This window comes from Mesorhizobium sp. B2-4-7 (assembly GCF_006442685.1).
Lineage (GTDB): Bacteria > Pseudomonadota > Alphaproteobacteria > Rhizobiales > Rhizobiaceae > Mesorhizobium.
In genome coordinates, this window is sequence record NZ_VFVH01000015.1 from 89,461 (window position 1) to 112,722 (window position 23,262).

21 protein-coding genes are annotated in these 23,262 nt (G+C 62.7%); 10 read left to right on the plus strand and 11 right to left on the minus strand.

Annotated features, from left to right (window positions below; genetic code table 11):
- Positions 1–9: 9 nt before the first annotated feature.
- Both FJ946_RS31380 and FJ946_RS30900 read right to left on the minus strand, forming a co-directional pair.
- Entirely contained in the window at positions 10–477 is a 468-nt protein-coding gene (locus FJ946_RS31380) for a hypothetical protein (protein ID WP_246673023.1), read from the minus strand.
- Positions 478–741: 264 nt separating this feature from the next.
- The gene (locus FJ946_RS30900) at positions 742–924 is read right to left on the minus strand and encodes a hypothetical protein (protein ID WP_181167628.1); all 183 of its coding nucleotides are present in this window, start codon (positions 922–924) and stop codon (positions 742–744) included.
- A 3-nt stretch (positions 925–927) separates the two neighbouring features.
- Between FJ946_RS30900 and FJ946_RS28930 the strand changes: the two genes are divergently transcribed.
- Positions 928–1,140: a hypothetical protein gene (locus FJ946_RS28930; protein ID WP_348640510.1), complete on the plus strand. Its 213-nt coding sequence runs from the start codon at positions 928–930 to the stop codon at positions 1,138–1,140.
- Positions 1,137–1,358: a hypothetical protein gene (locus tag FJ946_RS28935; protein WP_246673022.1), complete on the plus strand. Its 222-nt coding sequence runs from the start codon at positions 1,137–1,139 to the stop codon at positions 1,356–1,358. The genes FJ946_RS28930 and FJ946_RS28935 overlap by 4 nt, the downstream gene beginning before the upstream one ends.
- A 713-nt stretch (positions 1,359–2,071) precedes the next feature.
- Here the strand turns inward: FJ946_RS28935 and FJ946_RS28950 are convergent.
- Both FJ946_RS28950 and FJ946_RS28955 read right to left on the minus strand, forming a co-directional pair.
- The gene (locus tag FJ946_RS28950; protein WP_140568163.1) at positions 2,072–3,457 is read right to left on the minus strand and encodes a hypothetical protein; all 1,386 of its coding nucleotides are present in this window, start codon (positions 3,455–3,457) and stop codon (positions 2,072–2,074) included.
- 53 nt (positions 3,458–3,510) lie between these two features.
- Complete coding sequence (locus FJ946_RS28955) at positions 3,511–4,200, minus strand: hypothetical protein (protein ID WP_140568164.1); 690 nt, start codon at positions 4,198–4,200, stop codon at positions 3,511–3,513.
- Positions 4,201–5,047: 847 nt separating this feature from the next.
- Here FJ946_RS28955 and FJ946_RS28960 point away from each other — a divergent pair.
- Positions 5,048–6,436, plus strand: coding sequence for a multicopper oxidase family protein (locus tag FJ946_RS28960; protein WP_140501053.1), 1,389 nt, complete (start codon positions 5,048–5,050; stop codon positions 6,434–6,436).
- Between the two features lie 20 nt (positions 6,437–6,456).
- On the opposite strand, the gene FJ946_RS28965 is transcribed toward FJ946_RS28960, so the two are convergent.
- The 3 genes from FJ946_RS28965 to FJ946_RS28975 form a co-directional block, all read right to left on the minus strand.
- Positions 6,457–6,744: a PTS sugar transporter subunit IIB gene (locus tag FJ946_RS28965; protein WP_140501055.1), complete on the minus strand. Its 288-nt coding sequence runs from the start codon at positions 6,742–6,744 to the stop codon at positions 6,457–6,459.
- Positions 6,745–6,761: 17 nt separating this feature from the next.
- The gene (locus FJ946_RS28970) at positions 6,762–7,223 is read right to left on the minus strand and encodes a PTS sugar transporter subunit IIA (RefSeq protein WP_140568165.1); all 462 of its coding nucleotides are present in this window, start codon (positions 7,221–7,223) and stop codon (positions 6,762–6,764) included.
- Between the two features lie 74 nt (positions 7,224–7,297).
- Positions 7,298–8,704, minus strand: a complete 1,407-nt coding sequence (locus tag FJ946_RS28975) for a PTS transporter subunit IIC (RefSeq protein WP_140501059.1) — start codon at positions 8,702–8,704, stop codon at positions 7,298–7,300.
- Between the two features lie 586 nt (positions 8,705–9,290).
- Here FJ946_RS28975 and FJ946_RS28980 point away from each other — a divergent pair.
- On the plus strand, positions 9,291–10,604 hold the full coding sequence (locus FJ946_RS28980) for an NAD(P)H-dependent oxidoreductase (protein ID WP_140568166.1): 1,314 nt from the start codon (positions 9,291–9,293) through the stop codon (positions 10,602–10,604).
- 94 nt (positions 10,605–10,698) lie between these two features.
- Here the strand turns inward: FJ946_RS28980 and proC are convergent, their stop codons facing one another.
- From proC to FJ946_RS28995, 3 genes are read right to left on the minus strand one after another with little or no spacing between them, the layout of a single operon-like run.
- Positions 10,699–11,514, minus strand: coding sequence for a pyrroline-5-carboxylate reductase (gene proC, locus FJ946_RS28985; RefSeq protein WP_140568167.1), 816 nt, complete (start codon positions 11,512–11,514; stop codon positions 10,699–10,701).
- Between the two features lie 59 nt (positions 11,515–11,573).
- On the minus strand, positions 11,574–12,920 hold the full coding sequence (locus FJ946_RS28990) for an O-antigen ligase (RefSeq protein WP_140568168.1): 1,347 nt from the start codon (positions 12,918–12,920) through the stop codon (positions 11,574–11,576).
- A complete protein-coding gene (locus tag FJ946_RS28995; RefSeq protein WP_140568169.1) occupies positions 12,889–13,887 on the minus strand; it encodes a glycosyltransferase in 999 nt (332 codons plus the stop codon). Before FJ946_RS28995 ends, FJ946_RS28990 begins: the two co-directional genes overlap by 32 nt.
- Positions 13,888–14,058: 171 nt before the next feature.
- Here FJ946_RS28995 and FJ946_RS29000 point away from each other — a divergent pair, with 171 nt between their 5' ends.
- The 3 genes from FJ946_RS29000 to FJ946_RS29010 are packed head-to-tail and all read left to right on the plus strand — an operon-like array spanning position 14,059 to position 16,948.
- Positions 14,059–15,231 carry a glycosyltransferase family 4 protein gene (locus tag FJ946_RS29000; protein WP_140568170.1) on the plus strand — a complete coding sequence of 391 codons (1,173 nt, stop codon included), beginning with the start codon at positions 14,059–14,061 and terminating at the stop codon, positions 15,229–15,231.
- On the plus strand, positions 15,228–16,022 hold the full coding sequence (locus FJ946_RS29005; RefSeq protein ID WP_140568171.1) for a WecB/TagA/CpsF family glycosyltransferase: 795 nt from the start codon (positions 15,228–15,230) through the stop codon (positions 16,020–16,022). Before FJ946_RS29000 ends, FJ946_RS29005 begins: the two co-directional genes overlap by 4 nt.
- Complete coding sequence (locus FJ946_RS29010; RefSeq protein WP_140558574.1) at positions 16,019–16,948, plus strand: DUF6492 family protein; 930 nt, start codon at positions 16,019–16,021, stop codon at positions 16,946–16,948. Before FJ946_RS29005 ends, FJ946_RS29010 begins: the two co-directional genes overlap by 4 nt.
- Before the next feature lie 46 nt (positions 16,949–16,994).
- On the opposite strand, the gene FJ946_RS29015 is transcribed toward FJ946_RS29010, so the two are convergent.
- A complete protein-coding gene (locus FJ946_RS29015) occupies positions 16,995–18,290 on the minus strand; it encodes a lipopolysaccharide biosynthesis protein (protein ID WP_140562182.1) in 1,296 nt (431 codons plus the stop codon).
- Positions 18,291–18,489: 199 nt separating this feature from the next.
- On the opposite strand from FJ946_RS29015, the gene FJ946_RS29020 reads away from it, so the two are divergent.
- From FJ946_RS29020 to FJ946_RS29030, 3 genes are all read left to right on the plus strand, one after another.
- Positions 18,490–21,084, plus strand: a complete 2,595-nt coding sequence (locus FJ946_RS29020; RefSeq protein ID WP_140568172.1) for a GumC family protein — start codon at positions 18,490–18,492, stop codon at positions 21,082–21,084.
- A 240-nt stretch (positions 21,085–21,324) separates the two neighbouring features.
- Positions 21,325–22,224 carry a bifunctional methylenetetrahydrofolate dehydrogenase/methenyltetrahydrofolate cyclohydrolase FolD gene (gene folD / locus FJ946_RS29025; RefSeq protein ID WP_140501082.1) on the plus strand — a complete coding sequence of 300 codons (900 nt, stop codon included), beginning with the start codon at positions 21,325–21,327 and terminating at the stop codon, positions 22,222–22,224.
- Between the two features lie 55 nt (positions 22,225–22,279).
- On the plus strand, positions 22,280–23,242 hold the full coding sequence (locus FJ946_RS29030; RefSeq protein ID WP_140501084.1) for a GlxA family transcriptional regulator: 963 nt from the start codon (positions 22,280–22,282) through the stop codon (positions 23,240–23,242).
- The last annotated feature ends 20 nt before the right edge of the window (positions 23,243–23,262 follow it).

Below are 23,262 nucleotides of genomic sequence, written 5' to 3' on the forward strand. Positions count from 1 at the left end.
GCTCCCTCTTCAGTGAAGCTGAGAAAGGGAGAAAAAGCGAGTCGTTTCACCGTGCCAGGATTGTCTGATGGAAAACGCTAGGAAGCCGCGCTCACGGCAGCTGAATGGGCAAGCCCGGGAATCCATCAGCGCTAAGTCTGTCGACACATCGGTGAGTGTCGCCATCAATGTGTTCGTTTGGCCTTCAATTCCGGGGCAGCTTGTGAATCTCCAGCCGAACCGGGCCGCCTCTATCGCAACTCGTGCAGAAAAGCGCCCTCTCTGCCTTCGAATTAGACCGGCTGGCTCAATCTCGGCATGGTGTGAACAGTTTTTGCACCAGGCCCGCAGCATGTGCCATTCGCGAAGATCACCTAGGGAAACGTCCAGGCCGGCGTGAACACTGCCGTTGACAATCGTCTGCGCTGAAATCTTCACTTCGCCGGGCGTGATGATCTTTTCTATGACGTGACGACTGTTGTAGTGGATCAGCAGCATGCCAGGCCGGCGTCGGAGGCGGCGTCGCCGCCGGCTGCAGCTATGGCCTGCTGAGCAGCCTTTTCCAATTCGGACATAGCTTCGCCGGCCGGCGCGTTCTGGCGCTTTCCCATAGCCCTTTCCTGCTCAGATGGCATTCAGGAATAAGGAACATATTCCTGTTTCGTCAAGAGGCCTTGGCTCTTATGTTCGCATTTTGTTCACTGTTGGAAAAATGAAGACATGATCCATGAAGCCGATCATCGCCACCGAATCCGAGCAGCCCTAGATCGTGTTGGCCGAGAGGTGAATGCCGCAGCCATCAACAAACAGCCCAACGACCACGCCGGCCTCATTGAGCCGATCAAGTTGTTTCAGGAGGGATAGGCCGATTACCCGCATCAGTTTGCAGTGGACCTTGAGAGCGCCGCCGAAGCAATTGCGGACGTCTCGCGCGCGGATGTTCAAATCATGCTCCGGCGGGCCGCGCTGATGCTCAGGAACGTTCCGGGAATCGATCTGGAACCGAAGGTCGATGAATCGCTCGCTGGGCTTGCCGCGGAGATAGGCATTCCCAAGCCCGAATTGATCAGGACGATCATCGGCGACTGGCTTGTTGCCAGCGCCTATTTGCCGGTGCCTTATGCGCTCGATGAGGATAGCGGCGTGGACGGAACTGCATGATCAATCCACCAAGGCACACACGGGACTACTCCGATCGAGAGATCGACTGGCAGGAGGCGATGGAGCCGGGTTTCCAGGCAATAGTTGATTGCATGCTTGAGGTGGGCTGGACGCGAGGCGAGACCTTGCGGGCGCTGAAGCGGATGATCGCCGCCGACAACATGACCCAGAAAGAAACGCCAGGACGGAAACGCAGCTTGCCATCGCTCGCGCCATGATCCGCGCCGGCCGAATGCTCTAGCGGCCCAAAGGCTGCCTGGAAAGCGATATCAACTCCGCCTCATCCAGTCACGCCGGCCATGTAATTCGCGATGATCCGAGACACGAGTGCTTCCCTGGCATCCGTTGGCTGGCCGCCGGCCTTAAGCTGCTCGAAAACTCGTCCTAACAAGGCCAATTCGGAGGAGTCAAAAATACCGGTCTCCGTAGCTTTTCGTCGAATAGGCATGATCAGGCTCCGCCCTACTCCTCCCGGAAATCCTGCAGCGAAGCGTGCCGCAAGTCTTCCTCGCCGCGCAAGTGCTTCACGCGGCCGATCTACCCCGGCATGACCCATTGCGTCGCCGGCCGCTTCATGCCCTTCGGCTGTGGTCCGGCGTGTTCCTGGACGCGTTTCCAAAGCCTGTCACGGATCGCGCCCCGCGAGTTGATGAAGGCCGAGTCCACATACTTGCCTGTCGCCCGGTCGTCCATCAGGGCAAAGGCTGGTTTGCCCGCCTCGCGCTTGACGCCGAGAAGATCATATTCGTCGATCGTGTAGCATTCGCCTTCAGCCAGTTCGTCGACGGGCCGCTACGGATTTGCTATCCTGGCGCTTCGAAACCGTCCCCTCGAGGCCAGCCTGGTCGACCAGGTGGAAGATCGCCTTGGCGTTGCCGGCAACGACAGACAGAGACCACTCGCCGAGCTGGGATCGGTAGCTAGGGACGCCTTAATAGTCAAATCCCGACCACTGCTCCGCAGCGCTTGAGGCAATCGCCCGCAACCTGAGCACCAACTTGATGTCAGTCACCTGCTCGGTTAACGTCCCTGTCTCCGACTGGATCAAATGCGGACGATTATCACAGAAGCCAACATTTGGGCTGACGAGAATACTCCATGTCCCTCTGGGATCGATATTCTGGATTGAATCTGGAGTATCTGTGCGAGACGCAAAATCCTTGTCAATGGTAGAGACTGTCTCTAGGATTATAGGTGCCCTCGGAGCACCAGGAACCGAAAAGAATTCTGCTCCCGTGGGCGGAAAAACTATAGCAGATAGCCGATTGTAGTTAATGCGACCGCCCTCTATAAAGTCTTTGCTGTAAGCAACCCCTATTCCAATTAAACGTAAATGCGAGAAGAATGCACTCGGAAACTCCGGATGATCATCAGCGAGGTTAAATGTCAACAGTCCCGTTCCTCTTGGAGCCATGATTCTGTTCCAATCGGAAGTAGTGATGCGCTGTTTTGCGTTTCCTTTGTGAGGCGTTCTCGGTGTGCGCAGATGAACTACGTGAACGAACTCGAACTCGGCTGCCAGGCCCTTTTCCAGCTCATCGATGAGAGCTCTGATCCAATATACCATTTTTCCTAGATAGTCATCAACAGAAGGCGGCGGCAATGCAGTAATGACGACAGGAGCAGATCGGAAAATTTCTTTTGCGCCGACTTCTATACAGCGCAACTTGTCATATGCCATACAAATATCCTGAATTAGAAGGACTCTAATATTGTCAAATCGTTCGCCAAAATTGAGAGCGTGGCCTTTTGCGCTATGCCTTGATTCAAGTTCTTTCTGGTATGCGACCGCTTTTTCCCACTTTTTTTTGACAGCTTCTTGCCGAAGAGCCTCACCATCGAACGCTATTTTGGAAGAGTCGGCGGTTGCGCTGGCCACTGCTGAAAAACCCTTGTTCAGGGGACCAGTTTCCCCAGAAAAAAAAGTCGATGCCGTTTTGTTGCCATCATGCAGTTTTTCGTTCTGGTCCCTAACGTAGGCAGCAAGTTCTATAGTTTCCAGAAAAGGAAGCTGGTCATTGAACAATTGGTAGTCGAGTGCTTGCTTGCATGCAGTGCCTTCAATGTCATACAGAGCCGTCCTATAGTTTGCACAGCGATCTAGTAGTTTTACAGACGAGTTGATCAAATTCTCGACCAAATACGGATCATAGGGGGGGATTACAGTCCTCTTAGATAATTCATCAAATATGATTTGATCAACAATCCGGTCTCCGTTATCGGCATACTTATTTCCGCCTTGCTTTGTTTCAATCGACGAAAGAAGAGCGGGAAACTTCTTTGTCAACCTCGCTTTAGTTTCAAGCCAGGTATCCATTTAAATTCTCCTTTGCGGAGTGGTTGCGGTCAGAATCCAATAAAATGCGAAACTTAGGCTATGTAATGTTCAGGCAGGTCTTCGTATGGGATTGTGTCATGATCTGTATCGTAGTTGCTCCTCGAATTGGGCGGCGTGTCAAAGATTACGCTTTTGCCGGTCGGGACGTTTCGCTCAAAGTCGCTGTCAGGAGATTCGTGGGTAAAGCGGTAGCGTTCTACCAATTTCCGCACGTCGGACGCCGCATCGAAAACGCCGCGAGCTTCCGCTAGGCGATAGAGAAGCCAAGTGTCTTCACTTACATTAAATGTATTCCAAAAGTCGCCCAACCCTCCGATCAGGGCTCCCGTCATCATTCCTGTATCCCCATTGAGCGCTTGGCCGATCACCCCACCCGTCAGGCCAGAAGGTCCGCTGAATAGTGCCTTCACTTGTTCGAGTTGTCGGCGTTGGTCATCGGATCCGGCCAAGTTGACAATCGTAGAAGCCACCGACGAGGCAAGAGCCATTCCTGCAGTCAACGCAAGAACGACGCCAATCTCCGGAATTGCCAAAACGCCGATAGCCGCAACACCCAAAAGAGACGAACTGCCCAAGGCGTCCATTCTCTCGATGCTGAAGTAGGTGTCTTCCTCACTCAGCATAGGTCCGGCATTCGGCAAGCCGGGCGAAAACTCGCTCGTCATCTCGATCGTGAGAGATGTTTCTGACACACCCCTTGGTCGCTCTGCGTGAAAGGCCATCGAATTGCCTCCTGTCGCACGGATAATTGGAAACAGGCGACAGCTACTTTAGCGATTGCTAATCGTCACGTCCATCTGTCGGATTTGGGATGAGGAAGCCGGTAGGTTCAGCCCAATTAGGGCTGATCGTATTGCCTAGCGCGGGCAGGGACGGAACAACAGCCGTCGACGCAATCTATGTTGCCGGCGACACCGCCTGCATATGAAGGAGGACCGCAGGGCTCTCAGGCCATAGAGGGCCACATACGCATGGCCGCTGCGGTGTTGTGTGTGCTGCCGGGGCACAAATTTTGCTTATTCCACCGGCCGGCACAATGTTACAAATTGCCGTGTAAGCCATTGAAATAATTAAATCGGTCGAGAGTTCAATCCTCTCTCGCAGCACCAGACTGCCCGACATTTTCAGCGCCATCCGTCCCATTCTTAAGCCCTTGCGGCACGAACGGGCAAAAAAAGGCGCATCCGGCACCTGAATCCGAGATTTCGCGCAAGGTTGGTTCTCGTCGCGCTTTCATGGCGGGAGCAAATCGGCCTGCTTGCTTTCCTCCGCGACGAGCGCCGGCCCATAGCGGGCGACCGCTTGGCGCCCTTCCGCCCCCCACCCGCCCGATCGGACGGTTGAAAACATCGGCATTGGCGAGCCGGGCGAGTCCGCTCCGGTCAGTGCCTTGAAGCATGACCTGGTGCGGCCGTCGTCCCGATCAGAGTCGCAGGGCGAAGCGCCGTCCGCGCAGACGGCGCTGGCCGCGGCTTCATCGGGACGCAAATTCCGATATCGCCATTTGCGCTGGTCGCCCGATCGTGATTCAAGTCGGCGATTCCGAGGGCTTTCCCGCTGGAGCGCAGCATGACCTTGATCACACGCCGTCGACTTCTGAAATCGACAGCGTTTGCCGGTGCGGGCGGGCTCGTCGCGATGGGGAGGCTTGGCGGCTGGGCCGCCGCCACGCCCGAGCCGGTGGTGCTGCGGACGGCCAGGATCCAGGCCAGGCTGATGGAGATCGGTCCGACCCGGGACGTGCTGACCTATGGCAGCGCCGGGATGCCGCCTGTGCTGAGGATGAAAAAGGGCGAGCCCTTCGCCGCCCGGCTCGTCAACGCGATCGACGACCCGACGACGATCCACTGGCACGGCGTTCGGGTCCCCAACAAGATGGACGGCGTTCCGTTCCTGGTCCAGCCCTACGTCTATACCGGCGATCATTTCGACTACGCCTTCACGCCGCCCGATGCCGGCACCTTCTGGTATCACCCGCATTGCAACACGCTGGAGCAAATGGGGCACGGCCTGACCGGCGTCATCGTGGTCGAAAATCCCGGTGATCCGAAATTCGATGCCGAAATCGTCCTCAATCTGCGCGACTGGCGCCTCGGCGACGATGGCCAGTTCATCGATCAGTTCCGGCCGCGCGATGCCGCGAGAACCGGCACCTATGGCACGGTGCGCACGGCCAACTGGCTCGACCAGCCGCACTATGACGCGCCAGCCGGCGGGCTGGTGCGGCTGCGCGTCGCCATCACCGACGCGACGCGCATCCATGCCTTTCGCGTCGACGGCGCGGAGGCGACGGTGATCGCGCTGGATGGCAATCCGGTGCCGCAGCGTTTTTCGCCCGATGCCTTGCTGCTTGGCCCGGGACAGCGCATGGAACTCGCCATCCGCATGCCTGACGCGGAGGGCGCGGTCATGAGCCTGCGGGACGTCAGGGGCACCAAGCCCAAGGTGCTGGCTACCTTGCGTGCGGCTGGCAGCTCGCTGAAGCGCGACATTCGTGATGTCGCGCCGCTGGAGGCCAATCCGGTGGCGGAGGTCGATCTCTCCGCTGCCCAGCATATTTCGCTGGCGCTCAGCGCCACGGCCGAGAACATTCCGAGCGACGGCATATGCGGTTCGCTCGGCTACAGTTTCTGGGCCATCAACAAGGTGCCGTGGCCGGGTGACACGCCGGATCCGACCGCGCCGCTGGCCGAATTGAAGCTTGGCAGGAGCTATGTCATCGACATGGAGAACCTGACGCCGCAATCGCATCCGATGCATTTGCACGGCATGAGCTTCAAAGTGCTGTCATCCTCGACTCGGCCCGTGCAGCCGCTGGTTTCCGACACCTATCTCATCCAGCCCAACGAGAAGGTGAGCCTCGGCTTCGTCGCCGACAATCCCGGCGACTGGCTGCTGCACTGCCACATCATCGAGCATCAGAAATCGGGCATGACGAGCTACGTCAGGGTGACCTGAAACCGAGCGCGTGCCGCGGCCTACTTGCGCAGTTGCACCTCGATCTCGTCGAGCACCTTGTCCTTGCCGATGCCGGTGAGGAAGGCGAGGCCCTTGATGACCGGCTTGGTCACCGAAGCCGAGATCGGCGTCGTGGCGACGATGAAGTCGACGCTGTCGGCCAGCCCCGGCACTTCGGTCGCCTTCGCCTGCTGGGCGTTGAAGGTCAGGCCGCGCTGCTTCATCGCCTCGGTGACGGCGACGTTGACCGCGGTCGAGGTGGCTATGCCCGTGCCGCAGGCAAAGAGAATTGTTTTCTGTCTGGACATCTCTTTCTTCTCCTTGTTCAGCCGAGCACGGCCCGAACGTCGTCTAGCGTCGTGGCCGACCTCAGGCCGTCCAATGCATCTGAATTCTGGATGGTGGCCATGACGGCCTGCAGCGCTTCAATCTGCTTGTCCTTGTCATTGATGGCAAGCAGGAAGACGAAGCCGACCGGCAGCTTCTCGTCGGGGTCTTCCATGTTGGCGAAGACGACGGGGTGCTTCAATGTGCCCAAAGCGATCCCGGGCTTCAGGACATGTTCGGGATCGGTGTGCGGCACCGCGACATTGTCGGGGCGCTCCAGCGGCAGTCCTGTCGGGATGGTCAACTCGCGACGCACGACCGCGTCGGCATAGGAGTTCTTGACATAGCCGAGCGTCTCGAGCCGGCCGGCCAGGATGCGGATGATCTGCTCATTGGTCGAGGCATCGGATCCGAGCACGATCGCTTCGGGGTCCAGAAGCTGCATGAGGCTGTCAGACATGTTTTTGCTCCGTCGGCAAAATCGTGCGCCCGGGGAGGGCGCACGATCATTTCAAACGTCAGGCGCGACGAGGCTCAGGCCGTGCCTTCGGCCGGCTCGTCCTCGGCGCCCGCTGCCCGCTCCCAGCCGAGCGTGTTGCGACGATAGAGGACGAACAGTGCGGCGATGACCACGGCGATCACGACGATGCCGGTAAGGCCAAGTCCCTGGATCGCCTCGATGATCACATAGGGCACCCACAGGAAGCCGTCGACGACGGAGGTGATCTGCAGCGCGTCTGCCGGCAGCTTGAAGCCCGAGGCGACGGCAGCACTTGTGAACAGCGGCGCCAGCGCGTTGGCGACGTAGAAGCCGATCGCCAGCGTCACCGTGCCGATCACCACCATGCGGAACACATTGCCTTTGACCAATGGCGCGGTCATGGCGACGATGAAGGGAATGACCGCCAGGTCGGCGAACAGGATGACGCGGTTGCCCGGCAGGATCACCGACAGGATGATCGCGATCGGCACAAGGATCAGCGATGACGAGATCGCGGCGGGATGACCGATCAGGATGGCGGAGTCCAGGCCGACCAGAAGCTCGCGGTCGCCGGTGCGCTTGCGCACGAATTCCTGCGCCGCGTCGGAGACCGGGATCAGGCCCTCCATCAGGATCTTCACCATGCGCGGCAAAAGCAGCATGACGGCTGCCAGGGTCATGCCGGTGCCAAGCACCTTGGCGAGCACCGTGCCGAGATCGCCCGCATTGTAGAAGGCGATGGCACCGAGCACGAGACCGATGATCAAGCCGAGCACGACAGGTTCGCCGAACACGCCGAACCGGCGCTCGATGGTCTCGGTGTTGATGTTGATGCGGTTGATGCCGGGAATGCGGTCCATGATCCAGTTCAGGATGATGGCGATCGGCAGGATCTGCGCGGAGGCCAGGTGCGGCACCGAAATGCCGGGCACGCCATAGAACTGCTGCACCGCGCGCGCCGACCAGTCGGCGAACAGCAGCGACAGCGCCGCGACCAACGCCGCGATGGCGATGCCGTAGGCCAGATTGTCGGTCGCCGCCACGACCAGCGAGCCGACAAAGGCGAAGTGCCAGAAGTTCCAGACGTCGACATTGAGCGTGCGCGTCATGCGCGTCAGCAACAGCACGATGTTGACCAGGATGCCGACGGGGATGACCCACAGGCCGACCGACGAGCCGAAGGCGATGGCGGCCGCCGACGGCCAGCCGACATCGATGATGTCGCGATGAATGCCGGTGTTGGTGACGATGGCCTTGGCGACGTCGCCGATCGACGTGAACATCAGGCCAAGCACGAGGTTGATGCCGATGAAGGCGACGCCGATGGTGACCGCGGCGCGAAAAGCCTTGCTGACCTTTGCGCCCAGAACGACGGCTATGATGAAAATGACGATCGGCAGCAGCACTGTTGCGCCGAGCGTGTCGATGGCCCCTTTGAGGCCCGCAAGAATAGTATCCATTTGTCCTCCCCTGGAGCACCGAGCCCGACCCCCGGGTTCGAAATGATGCTCCGTTGACCTCCAACGCCTTTGCCGCCAACCTCGGCGCAAAGGCACTCCCCGTTCTGCCCGCGAGGCGGAATGCGTCCCGCTCGGTGATGCGGGATGAACATTTGCCTTCGCTGGCGAACGAATGTTTTATTGAGGCAGTTCAAGGCAATGTCAATTGGCAAGTCTTTGAACCCAAGGCATCCGGGCTGACGGAGCCTTCGCCTGTGCGCTCTTGACGGACCATTGAACGGAAAAACCCGCCTGTGCGGCGGGCCCTTGGCGCAACTCAGCACCATGGGCAAATATGTAGCATAGTTGCCCTCACCCAGTCAGGAAAAAATTCCTATCAGGAGAAACTGCCGGCACAGCGGACTGGCAGTCGTCAGGTCTTTGTCGCCGAGTTCGGAGCCCAGTCTTTGGGCCAACCGAACCGTGGCGAGCGCATCTGTCCTGCGCGATTTCATGGGAAATTGACGGGCCGAGGCCAGTTTCGTTGGCAAGGAGGAGCTATTCCCTGCTAATCCGACGCGAACCAGGAAGCTGTGGACATCTCCGCATGACCAATGTCGCCTTGACCGGGCTCGCCCGCGATCTCGCCAGCCGTGCCGCCGAGGGCCGCCCGGTACGCATCGGCGTCATCGGTTCGGGCGAAATGGGCACCGATCTGGTCACGCAAGGCATGCTGATGCCCGGCATTTCGGTCTGCGCGGTCTCGACAAGACGTCCGCACACGGCGCGCGAAGCGATCCGCATCGCCTATGGTGACGAAGCGATGGCCGTCGAAGCCGATACCACTTCGAAAGTCACCGCGGCGATCGAGTCGGGAAAGATCGCCATCACCTCCAACGAGATGCTGGTCACCAATCCGCTGATCGACGTCGTCATCGACGCCACCGGCAAGCCCGGCGTCGCCGCCGACTTCGACCTGATGGCGATGCAGCATGGCAAGCATCTGGTGATGATGAATGTCGAGGCCGACGTCACCATCGGCTGCTATCTCAAGCAGCAGGCAGATCGCCTCGGCGTCGTCTATTCGGTCGGCGCCGGAGACGAGCCCTCGAGCTGCATGGAGCTGATCGAGTTCGCCTCCGCACTGGGCCTGACCATCGTCTCGGCCGGCAAGGGCAAGAACAACCCGCTTAACCACGATGCCGTGCCCGACGACTATCGCGAGGAAGCGATCCGCCGCAACATGAACCCGCGCATGCTGGTCGAGTTCGTCGACGGTTCGAAAACCATGGTCGAGATGTGCGCCATCGCCAACGCCACCGGGCTGGTGCCCGATGTGCCCGGCATGCACGGCCCGAAGGCCGACCGCGACGACCTCGTCAAGGTGCTCATTCCGCGCGAGCATGGCGGGCTGCTCACGAAAAAGGGCGTTGTCGACTACACCATCGGCAAGGGTGTCGCACCCGGTGTCTTCGTCATCGTCGAGGCGACCCACCCGCGCATCGTCGAGCGCATGGACGACCTGCATATCGGCCACGGTCCCTATTACAGCCTGTTCCGACCCTACCATTTGACCTCGCTGGAAGTGCCGCTGACGGCGGCCCGCATCGTGCTCTTCGGCAAGCCCGACATGGTGCCGCTGCCAAGGCCGGTCGCCGAGGTATGCGCCGTCGCCAAGCGGGATCTGGCCGCCGGCGAAACCTTCGATGCGATCGGCGAGACCTGCTATCGCTCCTGGACGATGACCGTCGAAGACGCTCGCGCCCGGCGTGCCGTGCCGGTCGGCCTGCTCGAGGGCGGCAAGGTGCTGAAACCGGTGAGGAAAGGCGAGCTGTTGACGGCCGACAACGCCGCACCCGACCGGACGACGAGACTGTTCGCTCTGCGCCGGCTGCAGGATGAGATGCTGTGGGGCACCTGAAACGACCAGTTTATCGACGTCGGCGCAGTGCGCGACGCTCACAGCCTTGTTGCGGCGCATCGGCGCCGCGAAAGGCTGAAGCGACCAGACGGCCTTATTTCCCCAGTTCGATCGACCGCAGCCGCGCCGCTTCCACCGCTTGCGTGAGGAGATTGGTCAACCGGTCCTCGCCCATCAGCACTGCCAGCGCGGCCGCCGTCGTGCCGTTGGGGCTGGTCACCTGCTGGCGCAGCAGGCCCGGCTCCTCGCCGCTTTCGGCAGCGAGCGAGGCAGCGCCATAAACTGTCTGCATGGCGAGCAGCTTGGCGGTCGCCGCCGGCAGGCCCGCCTTTTCGGCGGCGACGGTCAGCGCTTCGATGAAATGGAAGATATAGGCCGGGCCAGATCCCGAGACGGCGGTCACGGCATCCATCAGGCCCTCGTCGTCGATTGTGGCCACTTCGCCGCTGGCCGACAAGAGGTCGGCGACGAAACGCTTGGTGTCGTCGGAAACCAGCGGATTGGAAAACACCACCATCATGCCCTTGCCGATGGCAGCGGGCGTGTTGGGCATGCAGCGCACAACAGGCGCGCGGTCGCCCAGGATTTCCTCGAAGGTGGCGACCGGCGTGCCCGCGGCAATGCTGACGAAAGTGGTGCGCCCATCGCCGAAACGTTTGTAGGCGGCGGTGACGTCGCGGATCACCTGCGGCTTCACGGCGATGACGATGAGATCAGGCACGGCACCGGCCGGAATATCGGTGGGGTCGGCAGCCGTTCCGCATCCCAGTGCGGCCGCGCGCTGGCGCAGGTCGGCATTGGGCTCGACCACGAAAACGGCCGACGGTGCAAGCTTTCCGGATTTCAGCCAGCCCGAGAGCATGGCGTAGCCCATATTGCCGCAGCCGGCGAGAACAAGCCTGATCGTCATCGAAAGCCCTCCGAGGAAAGGCTTCACATAGACGCTCGCGGATCAACGGGGAAGCCCTGTCAGGTGGAGTGGCCCAATCGCGCGCCACGACCGGCGTTACGCAGCGCGACCGGACGCAGCGAAACTTGTCTGAGCCCAAGCACACCGAGCACGAAGAACAGCCACACCGGATCGCCGCGATGAAAGAAGAAGCTTTCGAGGAAGGCGTTGAGCGCGGCGAACAGCACCACCATCATGAAGAAGTCGCCGAGATAGATGTTTTCCTTGCGCAAGGGAATGCGCATGTAGTCGCGCAAAGGGGCGATCAGGAAAGTGTAGACCGCCACGCAAAGCGCCGGAATGCCCATCAGCACCGCGATGTCGAGATAACCGTCATGGCCGTGCACGATGGTCCTGATATCCCACGGCCGGTCGAAGGGCTGATCCTGGTTGAGCAGCAGCGGCGTTCCCCAGAAACTCTCATAACCGTAGCCGGTCCACGGTTTCTTCGCCAGCATCTCGCCGGCGAACTCCCAGAGCGTGGTGCGCCCGGTATAGGTCAGGCCGGGAAAATAGATCGCCGCCAGCTGTTTCACCGGCGGCAGGAAAACGATGCCCAGCGTGCCGACCGCGGTAGCGATGATCGCCAGCGCGAACAGGATCGGCGTGCCGAGTCGCATGCCCATGAGGCTTGGAAACATGACGATCAGGATCGAGAACGGCACCAGGCCGGCCGTGGTCTTGGATCCGGTGTGCAGCATGAACACCATCGCCGCGAAGAAAATTCCGGCGCCCCAGAACCGCTGCCCGCGCCGGAAGAGATAGAGGCCGGCGAAACTGAAGCAGGCCATGACCGGGCCGGCGATGTTCTTGTGGGTGAAGACGCCGCGCCACAGGCCGGCATGTTCGGGTTCCTGCGAATCGGCCGTGTGCATTGCCTCGTGCGGAAAGGCGATGAGGCCGAGGTAGGAAAGGCCCATGACCGCCACCGCGGTGAAGATGATGACCTTCGAGAAGGAATCCGCGTCGCGCGGCAGCACAAGGATCGTCGCCATGGTCAGGATGCCGATCATGGTGAAGGAGGCGGCGCGCATCGCCGAGGGCGGGTCTGTCGCCAGCACCACCGACAGGAAGAAGAAGCCCAGCATCAGCATCCAGGAAGGGCTGAGCAGCGAGCGCACGATGCGCGGGTCGGCGAAAGCCATCAGCGAAAAGACGGAAACGGCGCCGAGCGAGCCGAAGCCGAGCTGGTTGACGATGTCGCCGCCTTCGCCGGTGAGTTCCGCGCCCGCGGGCTGGAACGGGCGGAAGGACACCATGACGACGGTGAACAGCAACGCCGCGATCGCGGTTGCCACGCCGTCGCGCGTGAACGCGGCGCCGAGCGGCGCGCGCTCAGTTCTTTTCAGGCTGGCGGTATTGCTCATTGGCATATCCGAATTCGGCCAGCACGCGGCCCAGCGCCACATGGACAGGGTAGATTGCGGCCGCGGGCGATCCTGTCCGTGCCAGCCTGGCGGCCCCGCGAAATGGCGAGGCGGCAAGCAGGGCCAGGCTCTTCAGCAACACCTTGACGCCGGCCAGCGGGGTGCCGGCGCGTTTCTTCTTTTCGACCAGCGTCGAGATCACGCCGTTGCGCAGGCTGCGGGCGCGGATCCAGTCGGCCTCGACCCGCCGGGCCGGGACGGTCTCGGTCACGCTGGCCTCGGCGCACCAGCCAAGCGCGAAGCCGCGCTGCGCCGCCCGGCTCAGGAAGTCGGAATCGCCGCCGCCCATGAAATTGAATCTCAGGTCGAGGAACGGCGGCCCCATGGCGGTAAGCACGTTGCGCCCGACCAGGAGATTGCCGGACGAATAGAGTGCCGGCACGAGGCCCGTCTTGCGGTAGGGCGGCGCGAAGACCGGATGCTTGGCCCAGCGCGCATGGGCGGGATCGGCGAAGTCGGGCACTTGCGGACCGCCGACAACATCGGCGCCAAGGCTCTCGGCCGCCGCGCACATCCGTTCCAGCCAGTGCGGATCGGCTATCTCGTCATCGTCGATGACCAGCAGGTGCCTGAAATTCGGGAAATGCAGGATCGCCGTCTGCCAGCCGGCATTGTAGGCGCTGCAATTGCCGCGCTGATGCGCGATGATCACCATGCCCGGTATGTCGCCGCGCTCGAACAGCGGCAGCGACGCCTGGGCGCCGGCACGCGCCTCGGCCTCGTTCTCCATGACGATGACGGCAAAGCGCCTGCCGGTCTGCTGTGCCCGCAGCGACGCCAGCGTTTGCAGGACCTGGTCCGGCCGCTTGAAGGTCGGCAAGGTGACGACGGCTTCGACGCCCTCCGTGTCAAGCCGGGGGGATCGTCCCGCGATCGATACCGAACCGTCCGATGGCAAAGGGATCATCCGTGTCAGCCGCATGGTGGGTCGAGTTCTGTTAGCACCATGACGATAACGTTTCGTTAATCACCTTTCACGGAGTGGCTCTTCAAGCCGAGGTTTTGGGTCGTCGATGCGCGCGCGTTTAATCAAGGGTTCACCGCGCTTTGCTACCGGCTGCACCACAGGATAGGTGAGATGCATCTGCTGTTCGCCACATCGATCGTGCCCGATGGCGCTCTCGCATCGGGCTACGAGATCGCCAATGCTGCAATCATCGCTGCCTTGCGGCGCGCCGGCGCGCGCGTCACCGTCATCGGCTTCATCTGGCCGGGGAAAGCCGCGGCCGATCCTGAAAACACCATCGTGCTGGGTGCCGTCGACGTGCGCACCGAAAATGCTTCAGCGCTGCAAAAGCTTGCCTGGGTCGGCAAGGCGATGCTTTCGGGCCTCACCTTCGCGTCGGCCAAGGTGCGTGCGGTCTCCGATGCCGAAGTCCTCGCCGCCATCGAGCGCGCCGGCCCCTTCGACGGCTATGTGCTCAATTCCGTGCAGTTCGCCGGCGCCTTCGAAAAGCTCTTCGACGAGCGGCCTTCGATCTTCGTCGCCCACAATGTCGAGCATCTTTCGGCGCGGGAAAATGCCGCTGCCGCCCCGGGCATCTTCCAGCGCCTGTTGTTCCGCCGCGAGGCAAGGCTGCTCGAGAGCGTGGAAGAGCGTCTGTGCCGCCGCGCGCGTTTCGTCTTCACGCTGGCCGAGGAAGACCGTTCGGCACTTGGCGCGGCCTCCGACGACCGCTCGGCGGTGCTGCCGCTGGTGACGGGCGCCAGGCCACCGGCGCACAGCGGTCGGCGCAAGATCGAGTGCGACGCGGCGCTGATCGGCACCTGGACTTGGCAGCCGAACCGCATCGGGCTCGGCTGGTTCCTGGACAAGGTGGTGCCGCATCTGCGCCCAGACTTCCGCATCAGGATCGCCGGCAGCATCCCGTCTGACATCGCCTCGACGCATCCCGGCGTCGCTTTCGTCGGACGCGTGCCGGACGCCCAGGCTTTCATACGCGGCGGCGCCGTCATCCCGCTCATCAGCACCGCCGGCAGCGGCGTGCAATTGAAGACGATCGAAACGTTCGAGCTCGGCCTGCCCGCCGTTGCCACCAGCCACGCGCTGCGCGGCATCGACCATCGCCCGGTCAATTGCGCCGTCACCGACGATCCGGTCGCCTTTGCCAAGGCGCTGGAGGCCGCGGCGGCCGATATTACGGACGTCGACGGTAGCGCGTTCCACCGCCGGCAGCTCAAGGCGCTGGACGCCGCCATTCGGTTTGGCCTGGAGAAGCTCGGTCCGGTCATGCAGGAGGCGTTTGCATGAACATGCACGCCGCCCGCGCCTCGTTCGGGCCCGACACATTGAAGACGATCTTCGGCATCTCCGTGCTCGCCATTCGCTGGGACGACGCGATCGCCCTGCTGACGCGGCTGATCGTGGAACGACGCTTCACCAAGGTCAGCTTCCTCAACGCCCATAACGCCAATCTCGCCTACACCGATCCGGTGTTCGCCCAGGCGCTCGACGATTTTCTCATCCTGCCGGACGGCATCGGCGTCGATCTCGCAGCGCAGCTTCTCTATGGCGCGCCGTTCCCGGACAATCTCAACGGCACCGACTTCGTGCCGGCCTTTCTGCGGTCGGTGACCCGGCCGCTGACCGTGGGGCTGCTCGGCGCGACGCGCGTCAATGCCGAGGCGGCGTCGAAGAAGCTCGCGGCGATTGCCGTCCAGCACAGATTCGTGGTCATCCATGACGGCTACTTCTCCGCTGCGCAGGAGCCGGAAATCATCGAACGCATCGCCGCGCTGCGGCCTGATATGCTGCTGGTCGCCATGGGCGTGCCGCGCCAGGAATTGTGGATCGAACGGCACATCGACGAGCGCCACTGCACGCTGCCGGTCGCGGTCGGCGCGCTGCTGGATTTTCTCAGCGGCGCCGTGCCGCGCGCGCCCTTGTGGATACGGCGCCTCAGGCTGGAGTGGCTGTTTCGGCTGGCGGTCGAGCCGGGACGGCTCTGGCGCCGCTATGTGGTCGGCAACCCCTTGTTCCTGTGGCGGGTCCTCAAACAGAAATTGTTGAACCGGCCCCAAGCCGCCGGAGACGTCCGTTGAACGAGAGGTTCGTTCCGGGCGCGATCGCCGAACCCGGACTGCTTCGGGCAACGCCGACGGCAGCCATGGTGACGGCAAGCTATGCGCCGGATTTCGAGCGTTGCCGCTTGCTCTGCGAAACCCTCGACCGGCACGTCACGGGCGTCGCGCATCACTACATTCTGGTCGAAGGCCGCGACGTCAAATTGTTTCGACGGTTGGAGAGCGCCAACCGTTCCGTCGTCGACGAACGTGAGCTGCTGCCGCGCTGGCTGCATGTCTTCGACGATCCGCTCAGCCTGTTCCGGCGGCGCGTCTGGCTCAGCTTGAAGACGCAGCCGCTCCGCGGCTGGCACGTGCAGCAACTGCGCCGCATCGCCGTTGCGGCGCACGCATGCCAGGACGTCCTGGTCTTCTGCGATTCCGACGTCGCCTTCCTGAAGCCTTTCGATTGCGGCGCGTTCTGGCGCGACGGCAAGGCGCGGCTGTTCCGCCGTGACGGCGTGCTTGCGCAGGACGGTCATGACGAGCATCGCATATGGTCGCGCAATGCCGGCTCCGCGCTCGGCATCGATCCGTCGAGGAATTCGGTTCACGATTACATTTCGACGCTGATCGCCTGGCGCCGCGACACCGTGCTGGCCATGTGCAGTCGGATCGAGGAGGTGCATGGCCGAAACTGGGTCGAGGTCGTCGGCTCGGCGCGCAAATTCTCCGAATGCATGATCTATGGCCGCTATGTCGACGATCTGCTGGACGGCGCTGGCCACTTCCATGGCTCGGAAGAATTCTGCCGCGTCCACTGGACCGGTGAGGCGCTGTCGGATGATGAATTCCGTCGCTTCGTTGCCGCCATGGCGCCCGAACAGGTGGCGATCGGCATGCAGTCCTTCATCGGCACCGATACCGGCCGCATCCGCCGGCTGATCGGGCTCGACCGATCCTGATCCTGAAAAGCGAACCGGTTCTCGGAAAGACTGCCCGGATGAAGGATCAGATCGCCTTCGCCGGCTTGCGTAGCGCCGAATAGGTCAGCAGCATCGACGCGAGATAGAGTAGCAGGAAGACGACGTTGAGCGACAGCACCAGCTTCGATGTGTCGGCAATTGTTGTCAGCACATAGGTCAGCAGCAGCGCCTTGAGAGCGGCGAGCAGGCCGAGATTGAGCGCCCGCACCAGCGTCTGGCCGCGCGCGAACAGAAGCTCCGCCTGGTATTCGACCAGATTGCGCAGTCCCGGAACGCCGATCGCAAGCGCCACAAGGGGAGCGGCCTCCGAGACGTTCTTGCCGAGCGCCCCGGGGAAGAAATGCAGCACCACGGCAAGCACCAGCAGCGCCAGCGTCGAGACCGCGAACACGCCGCCTTCGATGCCGCTCTTGACCGCCAGCCGTGACAAGAGCTCCGGGGCACGCATCATGCGCTGCACCAGCATCATGGAGAAGGTGCGGATCGGGATCGCCGTCAGGTCGACCAGCCGCATGATGATGGCATAGATGCCGGCCAGGTGCGGCCCGCCGATCGCCAGCACCAGAAGCTTGTCGAACTCCATCTGCAGGTAGAACAACACCTCGGCGCCGGCGACGTAGATCGAATCGGCGAGCCGCCTGAGATAGAGCTCGCCGCGCAGCCGCAGCCGCTGGCGCGGATAGAAGAGGCCGAACGCGACCAGCAGCGAGGCCGCGTTCGCGCCGATATAGAACCAGGACCACACCCAGACGCTGTGTTGCGCCCAGAACATGAACAGCACCGCGCCGGCTGCCCGCAACGCCGTCGCCAGGATCGCCAGCACGGCGGCACGGCCGAATTTGCCGAGACCGTTGTTGACGATCAGCGCCACCTCCACCGGCCGCCACAGAAGCGCCTCGGCAAAGACGATTGCCGCGAACACCGGCAGCGGCACGGTGCTGGCAAAGAAGATCAGGTAGACGATGTAGGAGGCCGCGGCGAGCAGCGGCAACGAGACGATGCCCAGCAGCAGGAAGCCTGCGGTGAAGGTGCCAATCAGGTTGGGGCGGATGGTGGCGGTGCGGTAGAGTGCCGAGATGAAGCCGAAGGCCAGAAGCCGCGACAGCATCACTCCGGCGGCCGAGGCGGTGGCGAACATGCCGAACTCGGCGATGGAAAGCGTATTGGCCAAGGCGATGAAGTAGGCGAGTGAAAACACCAGCCGCCCGCCGGCGCCGCTGATCGCTGAAAAATAGTCGCGAACCATCCCCCGTCTTTCGGCCACGAAGGTGCCGATCCGGGCGAGGGGCCGCCTCTGCGGTATGTCGCTGGCCTCAGTCATAGGTCAGGGAAAGGCATAGGCGGCAAAGTTTAACGTGCCCTTCTGAAATCTTCCTGCATCTGCTGAAATTCCAAGCAGCCGGCATCAAGCAATGCTTTCGGCCGCCTAAAATTAACCTTTTGTTTCCTATGCTTGTTTAGCGTGGCTTAACAAATGGCCGACTGCCGCTGTCTGGCGGCTGAAAGTAAGCTCCGCGACAATGGGCGACAGGGAAAATCGTGAGGACTGGAGGCGCGAGCGATCCTTGCTGGCGCTTGGCCAAGCCGTGCGCGGTGAGGACGAGGCATCGCTGGTCTCGCTAGGGGATCGGGCAAATCCGTCATGGCGCGAGGATGCCGCCACACGTCATCGCCTGGCGCGTTCGCATCGCGAGGCGAAGATGAATCCGGCGCCTTCCGCATCCGCCGCAACGCAACGCTTGCAGCCGGGCGACGAGCCGGCTCCGGCGTCCGCCGGCATTTCGCATTCGCACCATGGGGCCGGTATCGGCGGTTCGGACTCGGCGATGCCGTATGAAGAGACGGTTCCTGAGATCGCCTCGAGCGTTGATTCCCCGCGCAGCACATCCGAACCGCTGAGCGCGAGCGAAGCGGGAGCATCTCCTGGCGAGGATGCCGACAGCCAGCAATGGAAGCCCCTGATCGATCCGATGCAGGTGGTTCGCGGCGTCGCCAGGTCCAAAGCGCTGATCATCACCACGACGGTACTGGGCGCGGCGCTCGGCGTTGCGATTGCCCTGTCGACGCCGAAGAAATACGAGTCCACCACCGAACTGATCGTCGACCCGCGCGACCTGAAGCTTACGGATCGCGATCTCACCCAGGCGGTGGTCATGCCCGACGCGGCGCTCGTCAACGTCGAGAACCAGATCAAGTTGCTGACCTCCGGCACCGTGTTGAACAAGGTTGTCCAGGAGCTCAACCTTGTCGACGACCCCGAGTTCAACGGCCAAGGCAATGGCGGCCTGAGCGTCATATCGCTGATCCGCTCGATCCTGTTGCGCCAGGACGGACCGGGCGGTGTCGACCAATCCCGCCGCCTTTCCCTTGCCATCGTCAACCTGGCCGAGAGCGTTTCGGTCGAGCGCGGCGGCAAGACCTCCGTGATCACCATCGGCGTCACCACGCAGGACGCCCAGAAATCGGCGCTCATCGCCGAAACGATGACGAAGGTCTTCCTGCAGACTTCGGGTGAAATCCAGTCCGACACTGCCGGCCGGGCCAACAACGAACTGACGGCGAAACTCGACGAGATGCGCAAGGGCGTGGAAGCCGCCGAGCGCAAGGTCGAGGATTTCAGGGCCACCCATGATCTTGTCGACGCGCAGGGCCATCTGATCAGCGACGACCAGATGCTCAAGCTCAACGAGCAGCTTTCCGTCGCCCGCGCCCGCACGCTGGAGCTGAACGCCCGCGCGGCCTCGGCACGTCAGGTCAACGTGAATTCGGTGCTCAGCGGCACCTTGCCGGAAGAGATCAACTCCAACTCCATGAGCGATCTGCGCTCGCAATACGCAACGCTCAAGCAGGAGGCTGATCGGGCAGCGGTCCGGCTCGGACCGCGCCATCCCGAGCGCCAGGCGCTCGAGGCCCAGCTCACCGGCGCGCGCGAACGCATCCTCGCCGAACTCAGCCGCATCGCGTCGTCGCTGCAGGTTGACCTGAAACGCTCGGTCCAGCTCGAACAGGACCTTGCTTCCCGCCTGGCGCAGATGAAGGTGCGCAGCGGCGACGTCAACAGCGACCTTGTCTCGATGCGCGAACTGGAACGCGAGGCCTCGGCCAAGCGCTCGGTCTATGAGCAATATCTCCTGCGCGCCAAGGAGACCGGCGAGCAGAAGAATATCAACACCGCCAATATGAGCGTAATCTCGCCCGCCTCCATTCCGCTGGAGCCGAACGGGCCGTCGCGCGCCGTGGTGGCGCTTGCCGGCCTGCTGCTGGGCTTTGCCTCCGGCGTCGGTCTCGGCGCCATGCGCGGCGCCTATGAAAGCCTGCGTGAGACCGCCAGGTCACGATCCCGCCGTGACCGCAAGATAGAGGAGCGCCGGGCGCCGCTCGATGACCAGGCATTCCGGGCGCCGCCTCCGCCGGCGCCGCCGATACCGCAAGCATCGCCGCCGCAATCACCGCCGCCGCCACCAGCATCAGTGCCGCCGCTTGCCGCGCAGCCCGGAGCCGCTGCCACCGAGGGTCCAAGCCGGATCGGCTTGCTGATGTCGAGGCTGCGCAAAGCCGTGTCCCGCAAGCCCGCCACCGAGGCGCAGGACGATGCGTTTCCCGGTGCATCTGCATCGGCCGCTGTCGCCGAAGAGGGCCGGCCGGCGAGCACTCCGGCATTTCCCGACTATCCGGCTCCGGATTCCGCCTTTGGACATCGCCCGCCAGCTCCAGACTATCCGCGGCCATCTTTTCAGCCAGACGCGGACGCCGGCTATACGCGGCCCATGGGACCGCCATTGCGGTCGCCCCTGGTGCCGCAGCAGGCGATGTATCCGGCCTCGTCCCATCCCTATGCGCAGCCCTTGGTCTATCCGCACATGCAGCCTTGGCAGACGCGGTCGGCGGCAGGCCATCCCCAGGCCGCGGCGCCCTATGGCGCGCCCATGCCCTACCCGGCCGCACCCGCTCCGGCTCAGCCGTCGGCCTATCCCGCCGCGCCGCTGGAGCAGCCCGCCGCCGCCGAGAAGGGCGCCGAGCAGGCGTCGATCGAGGAAATTCGCGCCAGCCTGCGCGAATTTCGCGAGGCTGTTCGCGAGCTTACCGAGAGCCGCGCCGGCCGCCGCTATTTCTGAGCCACAAGATAGTCTCCTGTGTCGAACAAAAGCGGGCCGGTTTCGCGTAAACGGCATCGGACGGCGCTTTGACGGGATTGCGTGTTCGAATTTTCGTCAAAATGCCGCGCGGTGTCTTGCCGGAGACGCAGCCCGGCTGGCCGGGTCATGCAGGCTTCGGCACACGATTGAGAAAAGGATCCAAAGCGCCGCATTTTCAGACGCGGCCGGTTTGGCGGAACGTATCGAGGGGTGATTCATATGGCCGAAGTGATTGACGGCAAAAGCGTTGCCGAAGACGTGGTGCGGACGGTGAAGACCTTGACCGCGGAGCTTGTCGCCAAGGGCAAGATCCAGCCCGGCCTCGCCGTGGTTATCGTCGGCGAGGATCCGGCGAGCCAGGTCTACGTCGCCTCCAAATCCCGCACCGCCAAGGAATGCGGCTTTCATTCGGTCCAGCACACGCTGCCGGCGGACACCTCCCAGGAGGCGCTGCTCAAGATCATCGCCGACCTCAACGCCGATCCCGCCATCAACGGCATCCTGGTGCAGCTTCCGCTTCCCGCCCACATCGACGCCGGCAAGGTCATCCAGGCGATCGCGCCGCAGAAGGATGTCGACGGCTTCCATTTCATCAATGTCGGCAAGCTCGGCACCGGCGAACTCGACACCGCTTTCGTTCCCTGCACGCCCGCCGGCTCGATGCTCCTGATCGAGCGCGTGCGCGGCAAGGATCTGTCGGGCCTCAATGCCGTCGTCGTCGGCCGTTCCAACATCGTCGGCAAGCCGATGGCCAATCTCCTGCTCGCCGCCAATTGCACCGTCACCATCGCGCACAGCCGCACGAAGGATCTGCCGGGGCTGGCCCGCACCGCCGACATTCTCGTCGCCGCCGTTGGCCGGCCGGAGATGATCAGGGGCGATTGGGTGAAGCCCGGCGCAACCGTCATCGACGTCGGCATCAATCGCATCCCGGCCCCGGAGAAGGGGGAGGGCAAATCCCGCCTCGTCGGCGACGTCGCCTATGCCGAAGCGGCGAAGGCCGCCGGCGCCATCACGCCCGTGCCCGGCGGCGTCGGGCCGATGACCATTGCCATGCTGATGGCCAATACGTTAGCCTCCGCCTACCTTGCGGCCGGGTTGAAACGGCCCTCCTTCTGACCACCAGAAAGCAGCAGCTTTGCCGAACCCAACTATTCCCTTGGAACGGCCGGTCATGAATGATCCCGTTCAAGGCGGCCGGCAATTCGCATTCCTGCTGGTCGACAAGTTCTCCATGTTCTCGCTGGCCGCCGCGATCGACACGTTCCGTTCGGCGAACCGGCTGCTCGGCCGCGATTTCTACGGCTGGACGACGGTATCGGCCGATGGCGATCCGGTGATGGCGTCCAACGGCTTGCCGCTCAAGATCGACTATGCGGTTGCCGACCTTCCGCCGGTCGACATCCTCTTCGTCTCGGTCGGGCTGACCACGGAGTTTCCCGGCAAGAGCAAGGTTCTGGCGGCGCTGCGCAGCTGGGGCCGGCGCGGCAATGCGCTCGGCGCGCTGTCGGTCGGATCCTATTTGCTGGCCGAGGCCGGCCAGCTCGACGGCTATCGCTGCACCATCCATTGGGAGAACCGCGCCGGCTTCGTCGAGCGCTTTCCCGACATCAACTGCACTGGCAACGTCTTCGAGATCGACCGCAAGCGCTACACCTGCGCCGGCGGCACCACCTCGATCGACCTGATGCTGGAGATCGTGCGCGGCGACTTCGGCTCGAACCTCGCCAATGGCGTCGCCAACCAGTTCCAGCACGAGCGCATCCGCTCGGCCGGCGACCGCCAGCGCGTCGGGCCGGAGCGCGATCTCACCGGCAAGTCGGAGAAGCTCAGGCGCATCGTCGAGCTGATGGCCGACCATCTCGACGAGCCGCTCTCGGCGGTGCAGCTCGCCAAATCGGCCGGCCTTTCGGTGCGTCAGGTGGAGCGTTTGTTCCTGCGCCACCTCAACGTCACGCCCGGCCGCTACTACATGCGGCTGCGGTTGGAGCGGGCGCGCGAATTGTTGCGCCAGACCAACATGCCGATCCTCGATGTGGCGATCGCCACCGGCTTCACCTCGCATTCCTATTTTGCCCAGAGCTACCGGCTGCAGTTTGGCCGCCCGCCTTCCGAAGAGCGCCGCACCACCTACTAAGCCGCGGACAAGCCGCGTCC

What these genes read in the sequence shown, in the direction of transcription:
- FJ946_RS31380 (WP_246673023.1), bottom strand. Translation starts at nt 477, where the DNA reads ATGCTGCTGATCCACTACAACAGTCGTCACGTCATAGAAAAGATCATC.
- FJ946_RS28930 (WP_348640510.1), top strand. Translation starts at nt 928, where the DNA reads ATGCTCCGGCGGGCCGCGCTGATGCTCAGGAACGTTCCGGGAATCGAT.
- FJ946_RS28935 (WP_246673022.1), top strand. Translation starts at nt 1,137, where the DNA reads ATGATCAATCCACCAAGGCACACACGGGACTACTCCGATCGAGAGATC.
- FJ946_RS28950 (WP_140568163.1), bottom strand. Translation starts at nt 3,457, where the DNA reads ATGGATACCTGGCTTGAAACTAAAGCGAGGTTGACAAAGAAGTTTCCC.
- FJ946_RS28955 (WP_140568164.1), bottom strand. Translation starts at nt 4,200, where the DNA reads ATGGCCTTTCACGCAGAGCGACCAAGGGGTGTGTCAGAAACATCTCTC.
- FJ946_RS28960 (WP_140501053.1), top strand. Translation starts at nt 5,048, where the DNA reads ATGACCTTGATCACACGCCGTCGACTTCTGAAATCGACAGCGTTTGCC.
- FJ946_RS28965 (WP_140501055.1), bottom strand. Translation starts at nt 6,744, where the DNA reads ATGTCCAGACAGAAAACAATTCTCTTTGCCTGCGGCACGGGCATAGCC.
- FJ946_RS28970 (WP_140568165.1), bottom strand. Translation starts at nt 7,223, where the DNA reads ATGTCTGACAGCCTCATGCAGCTTCTGGACCCCGAAGCGATCGTGCTC.
- FJ946_RS28975 (WP_140501059.1), bottom strand. Translation starts at nt 8,704, where the DNA reads ATGGATACTATTCTTGCGGGCCTCAAAGGGGCCATCGACACGCTCGGC.
- FJ946_RS28980 (WP_140568166.1), top strand. Translation starts at nt 9,291, where the DNA reads ATGACCAATGTCGCCTTGACCGGGCTCGCCCGCGATCTCGCCAGCCGT.
- proC (WP_140568167.1), bottom strand. Translation starts at nt 11,514, where the DNA reads ATGACGATCAGGCTTGTTCTCGCCGGCTGCGGCAATATGGGCTACGCC.
- FJ946_RS28990 (WP_140568168.1), bottom strand. Translation starts at nt 12,920, where the DNA reads ATGAGCAATACCGCCAGCCTGAAAAGAACTGAGCGCGCGCCGCTCGGC.
- FJ946_RS28995 (WP_140568169.1), bottom strand. Translation starts at nt 13,887, where the DNA reads ATGATCCCTTTGCCATCGGACGGTTCGGTATCGATCGCGGGACGATCC.
- FJ946_RS29000 (WP_140568170.1), top strand. Translation starts at nt 14,059, where the DNA reads ATGCATCTGCTGTTCGCCACATCGATCGTGCCCGATGGCGCTCTCGCA.
- FJ946_RS29005 (WP_140568171.1), top strand. Translation starts at nt 15,228, where the DNA reads ATGAACATGCACGCCGCCCGCGCCTCGTTCGGGCCCGACACATTGAAG.
- FJ946_RS29015 (WP_140562182.1), bottom strand. Translation starts at nt 18,290, where the DNA reads ATGACTGAGGCCAGCGACATACCGCAGAGGCGGCCCCTCGCCCGGATC.
- FJ946_RS29020 (WP_140568172.1), top strand. Translation starts at nt 18,490, where the DNA reads ATGGGCGACAGGGAAAATCGTGAGGACTGGAGGCGCGAGCGATCCTTG.
- folD (WP_140501082.1), top strand. Translation starts at nt 21,325, where the DNA reads ATGGCCGAAGTGATTGACGGCAAAAGCGTTGCCGAAGACGTGGTGCGG.
- FJ946_RS29030 (WP_140501084.1), top strand. Translation starts at nt 22,280, where the DNA reads ATGAATGATCCCGTTCAAGGCGGCCGGCAATTCGCATTCCTGCTGGTC.